General features: G+C 53.1%; 7 protein-coding genes. All 7 read left to right on the forward strand.

Annotated elements, in window-relative coordinates:
- Window positions 1-6: 6 nt before the first annotated feature.
- The 7 genes from GS398_RS04255 (at window position 7) to GS398_RS04285 (ending at window position 11,950) form a co-directional block, all read left to right on the forward strand.
- Complete coding sequence (locus GS398_RS04255; RefSeq protein WP_160905470.1) at window positions 7-1,494, forward strand: RagB/SusD family nutrient uptake outer membrane protein; 1,488 nt, start codon at window positions 7-9, stop codon at window positions 1,492-1,494.
- The gene (locus tag GS398_RS04260; protein ID WP_160905471.1) at window positions 1,478-4,237 is read left to right on the forward strand and encodes a hypothetical protein; all 2,760 of its coding nucleotides are present in this window, start codon (window positions 1,478-1,480) and stop codon (window positions 4,235-4,237) included. Before GS398_RS04255 ends, GS398_RS04260 begins: the two co-directional genes overlap by 17 nt.
- Before the next feature lie 45 nt (window positions 4,238-4,282).
- Window positions 4,283-5,572 (forward strand): SGNH/GDSL hydrolase family protein, encoded by a 1,290-nt coding sequence (locus GS398_RS04265; protein ID WP_160905472.1) that lies wholly within the window; start codon window positions 4,283-4,285, stop codon window positions 5,570-5,572.
- Window positions 5,569-6,945 (forward strand): alpha-L-fucosidase, encoded by a 1,377-nt coding sequence (locus tag GS398_RS04270; RefSeq protein WP_202405947.1) that lies wholly within the window; start codon window positions 5,569-5,571, stop codon window positions 6,943-6,945. The genes GS398_RS04265 and GS398_RS04270 overlap by 4 nt, the downstream gene beginning before the upstream one ends.
- 29 nt (window positions 6,946-6,974) lie before the next feature.
- A complete protein-coding gene (locus tag GS398_RS04275; RefSeq protein ID WP_160905473.1) occupies window positions 6,975-8,342 on the forward strand; it encodes an SGNH/GDSL hydrolase family protein in 1,368 nt (455 codons plus the stop codon).
- 120 nt (window positions 8,343-8,462) lie between these two features.
- Window positions 8,463-10,883, forward strand: coding sequence for a TonB-dependent receptor (locus tag GS398_RS04280; RefSeq protein WP_160905474.1), 2,421 nt, complete (start codon window positions 8,463-8,465; stop codon window positions 10,881-10,883).
- Between the two features lie 71 nt (window positions 10,884-10,954).
- Window positions 10,955-11,950 carry an FAD:protein FMN transferase gene (locus GS398_RS04285; RefSeq protein ID WP_202405948.1) on the forward strand — a complete coding sequence of 332 codons (996 nt, stop codon included), beginning with the start codon at window positions 10,955-10,957 and terminating at the stop codon, window positions 11,948-11,950.
- The last annotated feature ends 41 nt before the right edge of the window (window positions 11,951-11,991 follow it).

Consider the following 11,991-nt stretch of genomic DNA (forward strand, 5'->3'; position numbering starts at 1 on the left):
ACGAACATGAAACGACATATAAGGATCCTGATCGCTGCTGCCTGCGTTGCTGTTGGCGCCGGCTCATGTACCAAACTGGAGGAAACCCCGTACTCCACCATCTATACCACTAATTTTTACCAGACGCCGGCAGATGCCGAGGCGGCATTAACCGCATCGTACGCTTTTATCTCGAGCGTGTACAACATCACGGGCACCACGCTTTCTGACTGGAGCGCCGACCAGCTATACCCACGCGCCGTGGTGGGTCGCGACGTGCTTACGCTGATGACCTACGACCCCAACTTTACCGCACAGCGGAGCCTGGGGCGCGTAAACGAATCGCCCGCACAATTCTGGATCAACTGCTACAAAGGGATCGACAAAGCCAACTGGGTGATCGAAAAAGTGCCCGGCATTAACATGGATGCCACGCGCCGCACACAGATCGTGGCCGAAGCTTATTTCCTGCGCGCCTATTTCCACTGGCTGCTCACCAAAAACTTCGGCGATATCGTAGTACGTACCAAAGCAAGCCAGACAGAAGAGGACGCCCTGGCAGGCAAAAGCGTAAAAGCCGACGTATACAAACAGATCTATGCCGACTACCAGGCAGCCGTAGCCGGTCTGCCTTCGCCGGGATTTGCGGCTACCTCCAAAGGCCGCCCTTCCAAAGAAGCCGCGCAGGCGCTGTTTGCCAAAGCCGCCCTCTATAACGAAGACTGGACCAAAGCCCTAAGTCTTGCCAAAGAGGTAATTGCCTCAGGAAAATACGCCATGCTTACCAACTATAAAGATGTATTTGATGTGGCCAAAGAAGACGCCGCCCGCCAGGAGAACATCTGGGCTTATGAAGGCGAAAGCGGTACGCCCTCTAACTACACACAGGTTGGGTATTTATCGGCGCCAACGGGAGCGGTCCAATATTCGAAGGCCGGATCGGGCTCGATGTATGTATACCAGTCGTTTTTCGACTCGTTTAACCCCATCGATACCCGGCGCCAGATGCTCGATACCACGTATATAACCGCTACCGGTGCCGTGGTTAAACAAGCCAGCATCACCCCTATTACCACCAAAGGCGTATTGCTTAAAAAATACCAGGACCCTAACTCCGTGGGCGCTAACCATGCCAATAACATCCCGCTTATCCGCATGGCGGATGTGTACCTCATCGCCGCAGAAGCAGAAGCGCGTTTAAACGGCGGTTCCACGGATGCGTATACTTACGTTAACCTCGTTCGCAAACGTGCCAACCTGGGCAACCTTACCGCCGGTCTCGGCAAAGACGCCTTTATTGATGCCGTACTCCAGGAACGCTCATGGGAGCTCTTCGGCGAAGGCGACCGCTGGTACGACTTAACACGCACCGGCAAATTTATGACCGTGATCCCGCTTGCCACCAACAACGTATACCCGGTGCGTACGGTACAGCAAAAGAACAGGTACTTCCCGATTCCCCAGGAAGAAATCAACGCAAACCCGAAACTCACACAGAATGATCCCTGGAAGTAAGTCGACCGCTTTTTTCCTGGCCCTGTTGCTCATCGCAGCAGGATTTCCTGTTAACGCCGCGTTCACCTGGAAACTAAATAAAGACCGCTCCGTTACCTACAGCACCGATGGCGGCAGAGCTTTCACGCTGTTTCCGAAGTTTACGGTGCTCTACCGTACCGACGATCCTAAACTGCATTACGAAAACTCTACCGGCCCGCTTAAGCAATTCGCCGATGGCGTAAACCTCCCCTGCTGGAATGGCGTCGCCGGCTCGCCTATGACGGCGAACTACTTCGAAGCAGGACTCAACCTGCAGGCCCTGGCCGTGTCGGCAGCGGCAGCCGGCGACAGCGTGACCTGGAAATTCGCACCGCAGCCGCTGTTCGAGCTATCGGCCAGTCTCAGCTTCGCGGGAACAGGCAGCGAGCCGGTGATCAGGTTTGTACTAACCGCTAAAAAAGAAGGCTATTTCTCCGTCGGCTATGCCGGCATGCCGGAACTGAAACCGGCCCTGGCCGATGCCATCTGGCAACCCTGGATCTGGCAGGAAAAAAGGTTCCCGCTCAATTCGTACCTGTCCATCGACGAAATGTGTCCCCTCCCCTCCACCATGGTGGAAAAAGATGGGTGGACCTACGGGCTGGTAACCGATCCGAAGGAGATTCCGTTCCGGCTTCCTTCGCTGGCTGCGGGCACCATCCGCTTTGGCGTGCTGCTGCGCAACAAGGCGGGTAATGCACAACCCATGGTGTTTTCGCCGGTGCTGGGCAACGCCGAATCGAAGCTGCAGCCTGGTGCTGTGTACGCGTTCCGTGTGCGGGTATTGAACCACCATGCCAGCCAGCTTGAAACACATCGCTATGTGGCCGAAAAGATCTTCGCCTTCGGTGATTATCGCTCGAACGTATTCAATAACCTGAATCAAACGGTAGAGAACATGGTGCGCTATGGAATGGACGATGTAACCAGCGGCTGGAACCCCGAACTGAAGGGCTTTGACTACACCGCCGATGTGGCACAAACCGTAAAGGTGGTGTCGGGCATGCATCCGCTGGCGGTTTCGTTCATTACCGACGACGAAAATATTTATCGCCGCCGGGCGGTGCCCATGACCGAATTCAACCTTTCGCGCGAGCGTTTTCTATTTACTATCAACAAAGGGGTAAACGGGCAGAATGCTTCCGGCAAACTGATCGGCCCGGGGGTGGAAGTTGCCGAGCTTGCGGCGCTCAATACTTTTTTTGGCGGACAATCACCCATCTTCCGGTATTTTGCCGATAGCCTGAAGAACACTGAACGCATCCTTAACCTGAAGGTAAAAAGCCCGGGCAACTCCTGGAACAACCTGCTCGGCCTTTACAAAATGAATGGCGACAAAGCGCTGCTGCAGGAAGTCATGCGCAAAGCCGACGAATATATTGCACAACGGGTTAACACGCGGCAAACGGATTTTAAGCTTACCGGCGCCAATGCCGACGGCAGCCTCTCGTCAGAGCTCTCCTCGCAATTCTGGACCGATTATTCGCCCATGTGGATGGAGCTGCTCGACCTTTACGAGGTTACCGGGCAGCAGAAGTACCTGGATGCGGCGGTAACCGGTGCTAAGTTGTATACGGAATACGTGTGGTTCAATCCTGTTATTCCCGCAGGCTCGGTGAACGTGAACGGGCAGCCCGCAGAAGCCTGGCGGGTATCGCAGATCGGTATGACGCCCGAAGCGTCGAACACCTTTAACTGGAACCCGGCCATTTTCCTCACGCATTTTGCGGCACATATGCTGCGGATCGCGCATTACACCAACGATCCTTATTTCAGGAACATCGCCCGCTCGGCCGTCATCGGGCGTTACTCTAACTTCCCGGGCTACCAGGTCTACCGGCAATACAGCGTAAACCCGGCCCGGCCCGATTACCCGTACAACCTCAACTACCACGGCCTGTTCTACTTTAACCACATCTGGCCGCAGATCGCCCTGCTGTATGACTACCTCGTAAGCGATGCATTTGCGCAGTCGAAAGGCGCCATCAGCTTTCCCAACCAGTTCGTGCCATCATATGCCTATCTCAGGAGCAAAGCGTACGGCTATGAGCCGGGCAGTTTTTATACCGACAAAGGGGTTTACCTCTGGATGCCGGCACAGCTGCTTAAATTGTCTAACGAGCAGGTAAACTACATCAGCGGCTACGGCAACAATGCCTTTTACATGGCGCTTACCAACCAAAGTAAAGCCGAAGTACGTACCGAGGTGGCCATTAATCCCACGCTGGTGATGCTGGATCGTAACAAAAACTATTCGGTGCGGGTATGGCGGGATAACAAACCTGCCGAACGGCTTACGCTTACAAACGGAAAAGTGAACGTGGTACTGTCGCCCGGCGGGATTACGGCGCTCGCCGTAGATTCGCTGCCGGTAAATACGCAATTCCACAAAAAGATCTTCGGCACTGCCACGCAGGCAGCGTCTGCCGCATCGTATAAGTTCGGCGACACGCCCTTCGGGAAGCTTTCTGGCGCCATTATCGGCCTGGGAGGCGAGATCAATACCGCGTATATCTGGCTCAACGCGCAGAGCGACAGTTTCCAGGCGGTGAACCTTTCGTACCGGGTGGCGGGCGACGAAAAATGGACCGTCACCAGTGATTCCAGCTACCCGTTCGAGTTCAGCATCCCCTTCGGTAAAAATGCCATCGAATACAAAGCCGATTTTCTGAAAGACAAGGAAATAGTACATACAACAGGTACTTTTACATTGAGGCGTTAACCAATAGCGATCCCGGGGTAAAGCAGCCGCGGAACAGAGCAGCAAATGAATAAGCGCATACGTACAAACAGCCAATTTTATGTCGCCGGAACAAGTATAGCAGCGGCGGCCCTCTTATTTTTCTGCCTGGCGCTTAGGCCGGTACAGCAAGTAACGCCCCAGGCGTGCATCCCGCGCAGCGGATTACCTGGTTTTTTCAGGAAGCTGGAAAAAGGAAAGCCGGTAACCATCGCTTATCTTGGCGGGAGCATTACAGAGGCGCCGGGATATCGCATTCAAACCGAAGAATTTATCAGGAAAACCTACCCCTCAACGAAGCTGAAAACCATTAACGCAGGTGTTGGCGGTACGGGCTCGTATCTCGGCGTGTTCCGGCTGGGGCCTGACGTGCTGAGCCAGCGTCCCGACCTGGTATTTATTGAGTTTGCGGTGAACGATGCCAAAGGCGATTCGCTGAAAATTTGCAACGCGGTTGAAGGCATTATCCGCCAGGTACGCCGGGCGAACAAGCATACCGATATTTGCTTCCTCTATACCATTTACGAACCGATGATTGCCGATTACCGGCGCGGGGTCCTTCCCGCTTCCGTGCGGTACATGGAGCAGATAGCGAAACATTACCAGCTTCCCTCCATCAACCTGGCCTATGATGTGCTGGGGAAAATGAACAACGGAACGCTTGTTTTCCATGGTGAAAAAGATAAGAACTATGGCACGCAGGTAGTTTTCACCCTGGATGGCACACACCCGACTACAGATGGGCACCGGGTATACACGGCGACGATCGCCACGGCGTTCGGACAGCTGAAAAACAGGAAGGAAAAGTCCCGGAAAAATATCCCTCCCTTGTACGCCGGCAACCTGGACCGTACCAGCGTAGTTGCGGCTGCGTCGTTTACCCGCTATGGCAACTGGCGGCCCGGGACGGAATTGCCCGAGCTGAAACCGTTTGTAAAAAGTTTCCCTGACCTGGTGTACACCACCAGCCCGAACGACAGCCTGGTGCTCGAATTTACCGGCGACCGGCTGGGTATCAGTGATGTGATGGGCCCATCGTCGGGAACGGCGCTCTTAAACATAGATGGCAAACCCTTCGCGCGGCAGCGCTTTGATGAGTTTACCACCTATTACCGCCGCAGCTTCTTCTTTATCGACTCGCTGGGCGGGGGAAAGCACCGCCTCACATTGAAACTGGGTAACGCACCGATCGATAAACTAAAAATGCTGCGTCCGGGCGATCCCGGCGAACGCACCCGCTACCAGCGTTACGAGCTGTACGTGGGCAACGTAATGCTCACCGGCAAAGCACTTATTAACCCTGGCACTAAAAAATGATGATGCACCGAACGCTCAGAGCCGCCCTCGTTTGCGGCACCCTGGTCCTCCTTTGCGGCACGGCAAAGGCCCAGCTCCCGGCGGAAACACCCGGGCAAAAAGAAAGCCGCATGAAGTGGTGGACACATGACCGGTTTGGCATGTTTATCCATTGGGGGCTTTACTCCCTCCCGGCCCGGCACGAGTGGGTAAAGAACTTCGAGCGGCTCACAGACAGTGCCTACCAGAAATACTTCGATAATTTTAACCCGGACCTGTACGATCCCGACGAATGGGCCCTCCAGGCTAAAAAAGCAGGCATGAAATACGTGGTGCTTACCGCGAAACACCACGAAGGCTTTTGCCTGTTCGACTCGAAATACACGGACTATAAATCTACCAACACGCCCGTGAAAAAGGACCTGGTGAAACTATATGCCGACGCCTTCAGGAAACAGGGTATCCGCGTAGGATTTTACTATTCGCTGATCGACTGGCATCACCCTGATTTTACCGTAGACCGCAACCACCCCATGCGCGACAATGCCGAAGCCCGGAAACTGAACGCCGGCAAAGACATGAGAAAATACCAGCAATACCTCAAAAACCAGCTTACGGAGCTGCTTACCCAGTACGGGCAGATCGATGAGCTTTTCCTCGATTTTTCGTACCCGGGCAAAGACGGGAAAGGACGCGATGACTGGGATTCGGAAAACCTGCTGAAACTGGTCCGCAAACTGCAGCCCCGGATCATTGTGAACGACCGCCTCGACCTGGCTGCCGTGCCCGGCGGATGGGACTACCAGACACCCGAACAATTTATGCCGCGGGAGTGGCCCGCCATCAACGGTCAGCGCGTACCCTGGGAGACCTGCCAAACGTTCTCCGGCTCGTGGGGGTATTACCGCGACGAATATTCGTGGAAAAGCACTAACCAGCTAATAGCGATGCTGGTAGAAACAGTAAGCAAAGGCGGCAACCTGCTGCTGAACGTGGGCCCAACCGCGCGCGGCGTGCTCGACGAACGTGCACAGGAACGCCTCCAGGGAATAGGCGATTGGATGCGGTTTAACAGCCGCGCTGTTTATGGCTGTACCCAGGCTCCTGATGAGCTTGAAAAACCTGACAATTGCCTGCTCACCTATAACCCGGAAACGCGCCGCCTCTACATCCACGTGCTCGAATGGCCGTTTAAATCGCTTTACCTGAAAGGGTATGCAGGTAAGATCAAATACGCCCAACTGCTCAAAGATGCCTCGGAGATAAAGTTCCGCACTAACACCACCCCCGGGAGCCACACCACGGAAAATACGGCCGCCACCGACGTGATCCTCGACCTGCCGGTAAATAAACCCGATACTGCTATCCCCGTGATCGAAATCGTGTTAAAATAACCAGGGTTATGCGGTCCGGATCGTATTCTATGCTTAAAATTCTCTTCGCAGCAGCGCTCTTTGCCCAAGCCCCGTTAACCCGTGTACTGGCTCAGAACGTTTTTAAAAAGGACGATGTGGTGGTTTTCGTGGGCAACAGCATCACCCAAAACGGGGAATTTCACCACCAGGTGGCGCTGTTTTACGCTACACGATTCCCACAGGAAAAGATCAGCGTTTACAATGGCGGCGTGGGCGGTAATACCTCGGCCGATGTGATGCGCCGGATGCCATATGATATACTGGTACACCGCCCATCATGGTCGGTAGTTAAGCTGGGCATGAACGATGTAAACCGGGAGCTTTACCTTCCGGAAAAGCAAAAAGACCCGGGACTTAAAACAGCAAAACAGCGGATGTTCGGCATTTACAAATCGAACGTAAAGCGCGTGATCGATACGCTGCTCTCCGCCCATAGCCGCGTGATCCTGCAAACACCCGGCATTTACGACCAAACCTCTACGATGCCCGCGCCAAACCTGAAAGGCCGTAACGATGCACTTGGCGACTACAGCAAATTCATCCGCCGAGCCGGTAAGGCCTACGGCTTGCAGGTGATCGATTACCGTACCATTCTTACCCGCCTCAATAAAAAACTCCAGGCAAAAGATCCTGCAGCCACTATTATCGGGCCAGACCGCGTGCATCCCGGGCCTGTGGGGCATTTCGTAATGGCCTACCAGTTCTTAAAAAGTACGGGGGCACCAAAATTCGTATCCCGCCTTTCGGCGGATGCGCGGACGCTGACCGGACAAGCGGAAAACGCCGATCTCACCGATTTAAAAGGCGACCGGCGCAACCTCACGTTTACCAGCGCCGAAAAGTCGCTCCCCTTCCCGGTTACCGCCGCCGTAGGGCCTGCGCTGCGGCTGGTCCCTTTTGTAAGAGACTTTAACCAGGAGATCCTTTGTGTTAAGAACCTCGAAAAAGGGACATACCGTTTATCCATTGATGGCATCACGATCGGCTCGTTCACTTCGGATGCATTGTCCAAAGGCATCAACCTTGCACAGCTGCCATCAACTCCCCAGAACCGGCAGGCGCGGGAAGTGCTTCGCGTAAGCCAGGATTACTGGAAAACAGAGGCCGACCTCCGTGGGATTGCCAGTATGGAGTATAACCAGCTGCGTTCGCGGGAAAAACTCACGCCAGCTGCGGCCGCCACCCTGTACGCGCGCCTGCTGAAAGAGCCTGCCCGCGATTCGGTATCATACCGCACGCTGGTAAACCTCCAGGCTTCCTACCTTAACCTGAAAGCCCGCGAGCCTCAGCTTGAACAGGGGTTAGACAGTTTGCGGAACGAGATCTACCGCGCAAATCAGCCGGTAAGGCATACTTTCAGCATCAACGCCTTATAGGCCCGGGCGGTTATACGGTTATGTATCCAAATTTTTATTTAAAATAATTCTAAATAGTGTGTGAAAATATGGATCACATTCCTACTTTTGCCTCAATTTGTAATTAATCTAAATAAAGACATGAACCGTTTCTACAAAACCTTATCCTGGTGCTTTACCATCATCCTGGTATTGATTGGTATACACACTAATGCCCAGACCCCTGCCGGTTCCATTTCCGGAACCATAACAACCAGCGATGGAAAACCTGCATCCAACGTAACCGTGGGTATAAAAAACGAGAACAAAACAACAGCCACTAAGGACGATGGCTCCTTTATCATTAAAAGCATAAAACCGGGCACTTACACACTAAAGATCTCTTCCGTAGGGCTTACCCCGCAGGAGAAAGAAGTGACCGTAACAGGTGGCGGTAAAACCGATGTCTCTTTCAAGCTCACCGAGTCGCTGGCCCGGTTAGACGAGGTAGCCATCACCGGCTATAGTGCACCCAAGCGGCAGCCGCTAGCGGTAGGTAAAACCGGGATCGCACCAAGAGATCTTCCTCAGAGTGTGCAGACCTTCGGCGCCGAAGTAATTGCCGACCAGCAGGTAAACCGCCTTGCGGATGTGCTGAAGAACGTAAACGGTGTGGCATTAGCCGAGAACCGCGGCTCCGTAAACGAGACATTCGTGGCGCGTGGTTATAGCCTGGGTACCAATAACGTACTCAAAAACGGCGTACGTGCCAACGGTGGCGGTATTCCCGAAGCCAGCACCTTAGAGTCGGTAGAAGTATTAAAAGGCAGTGCCGCCCTGCTTTACGGTGGTGTTACCGGCGGCGCAATAGTAAATATGGTGACTAAAAAGCCTAAATTCAACTTCGGTGGCGAAGTAGGGTTCCGTACCGGGAGCTATGATATGTTAAAACCTTCCGTAGATGTTTATGGCCCCATTTCTGACAAGGTGGCCTACCGCGCTATCGTGACCACGGAGAACGCCAACAGCTTCCGCGATGACGTAAAAACCCGCCGCGTGTATGTTAATCCCTCGATGTTATTCAAATTAGGCAAGAAAACCGAGCTGCTCGCCCAGGGCGATTTTCTGAAAAGCAACTATACCCCCGATTTCGGGATCGGCACGGTAGCAGGTAAGATCGCGAATATCGGTCGCGATGCTTACGTGAATACTGTTTGGGCGTATAATAACACTACTACCTCTACCATGCAGGCAAATATTACCCACCAGTTTAACGACACCTGGAAACTGAACACCATATTTGGCTACCAGGGATATCACCGTAACTATTTCTCCGCAGAGCGCCCTTTCGCCACACTCGCCGACGGGATCGCCGCCCGTAACCTTACCCGTTCAAAGTCACAGGAGTTTACTTACAATCAACAAGTTAACCTGACCGGTGCATTTAAAACCGGGTTTGTTAAACACCAATTCCTGTTTGGCGGGGATGCGGACCAATCCAGGACCACCGCTTACAGCTTTAAGTACGATAACAATACCACAGCCTATTCTTATGGCAACATCAACCTGCTGAACCCTGCTACCTATAATACCCGCACCGATATTCCGAATACAAAGATCGTATCCGATACATTTACGCCGGTTTTCCGCATGGGCTCGTTCGTATCAGACTTGCTTACGCTAACCGAAAAGTTCAAAGTGCTGGCCGGTATTCGTTATACCTTCCAGAAACAGCCGCGGTCCATTCTTCACAACTACGAAACGGGCGCCACTACGCTGTCTAACAACAACATCAACAAGTCGAAAACGGAAGATGCCTGGTCGCCGAAAGTCGGCCTGATCTACCAGCCGATCAAAAGCAGCTCCGTGTATGTAAGTTATGCCAACAACTTTACCAGCAATTCCGGCACCGATGTGAACCTTATCCCGATGACCCCGTCTGTTATCGACCAGTACGAAGCGGGTATCAAAAACGACTTCTTCGGTGGCAGGATGTCGTTTAACGTAACCTGGTATAAAATTGTGAACGATAAATTCGCGCAAACCGCATTGTTTAAGGCAGACGGCGTAACCCCGAATGCCGATGCCAACATCAAAGAATTCAGCGGCGCTACCGCCAGCGATGGTCTTGAATTCGATGTTACCGGCAAACTGGCCAAAGGCTTAAACTTCCTCGCGGGATACAGCCACAACTATTTCCGATACACTAAAACGCTTCCGACCGGCATCACCGAAGGTGAGCGCATCATCGGCAGCACAGAGCATACCGCCAACGGCACGCTATTTTACACGTTCAGCTCCGGAAAAGCAAAAGGCTTGAAACTCGGAACTTCCGCATTTTACACCGGCAAACGCAACATGGGCTTTAACACGCTTAAAACCGGTTTACAGCGTGGCCAGCCGGTTGAAGTGGGTGCGTTTACTACCGTAGACCTGTCTGCAGGATACACCTACAAGAGGCTTTCGGTATTAGGCAAGCTGGCTAACGTTACCGACGAGCTTAGCTACTTTGTACACGAAAACTACAGCGTGAACCCGATTCCGCCAAGAAGCTTTATGACCACATTCAGCTATAAGTTTTAACCATACTTAACGTTTAAGTAAACAGCCGGACCAATAACGTCCGGCTGTTTGTATGTTTGCAAAACCCGTTCATGAAAAAAACAGTGCTGCTCCTATTTATGCTCACCGCGTTAACCGCCGGCGCGCAGGTGCTGAAAAAACGCACCACCAAACTGATGGGAAGTCGTTGGGACATCACGCTGGTAGCTCCCGATTCGCTCACGGCAGTACGGCATATCGATACCGTTATTGCCGAAGTGAGCCGGATCGAGCACCTGATATCCGACTGGATGCCCGGGACCCAGATCTCGCAGGTAAACAAGAACGCGGGGATTCGTCCTGTTAAAGTCGACAAAGAGGTATTTGAGCTTACCAAACGGGCACTGAACCTTTCGCGGCTAACCGGCGGCGCTTTTGATATCAGTTTTGCTGCGATGGACAGGATCTGGAAGTTCGACGGCTCGATGACCGTGATGCCTTCGGCAGAAATGATCCGCAAGTCGGTAGAAAAGGTCGGGTATAAGAACATCATTCTGGACAGCGCCCGGTCTACCATATTCCTCAGGCTGCCCGGCATGAAGATCGGCTTCGGCGCGCTTGGCGAAGGATATGCCGCGGATAAGAGCCGCGAGCTGATGCTGGCGAAAGGCATCAAAGCCGGGATCGTGAACGGATCAGGCGATATGAGCACCTGGGGAAAACAGCCTGACGGCAGCGATTGGGCCATCGGGATTACCAACCCGATGCGCGAGGATACGCTCCTGGCGGTAGTTCCGCTTAAGCAGCATGCAGTAGTTACCTCCGGCAGTTACGAGAAGTTTGTGGTGTTTAACGGCAAGCGCTACGCGCACATCATCAATCCCGCTACCGGTTACCCCGCTACGGGGCTTTGCAGCGTGACCGTTTTCGGGCCGAGCGCCGAAACGGCTAACGGGTACAGTACATCGATGATGGTGCTGGGAGAAAAACGTGCAATCGCCTTTATCAGGCAATTTCCGGCTTACAGCTACATTATCATTACCGATAAGGGGAAAATCGTTTCATCGCCGGAATTGGAATTTAAAAGAAGAAAAGTAATTACTAATTAGTAATTTATTTCTAATACATATTTAATACTTTGAAGAAATAT

Source organism: Hufsiella ginkgonis, assembly GCF_009834915.1.
Classification (GTDB): domain Bacteria; phylum Bacteroidota; class Bacteroidia; order Sphingobacteriales; family Sphingobacteriaceae; genus Hufsiella; species Hufsiella ginkgonis.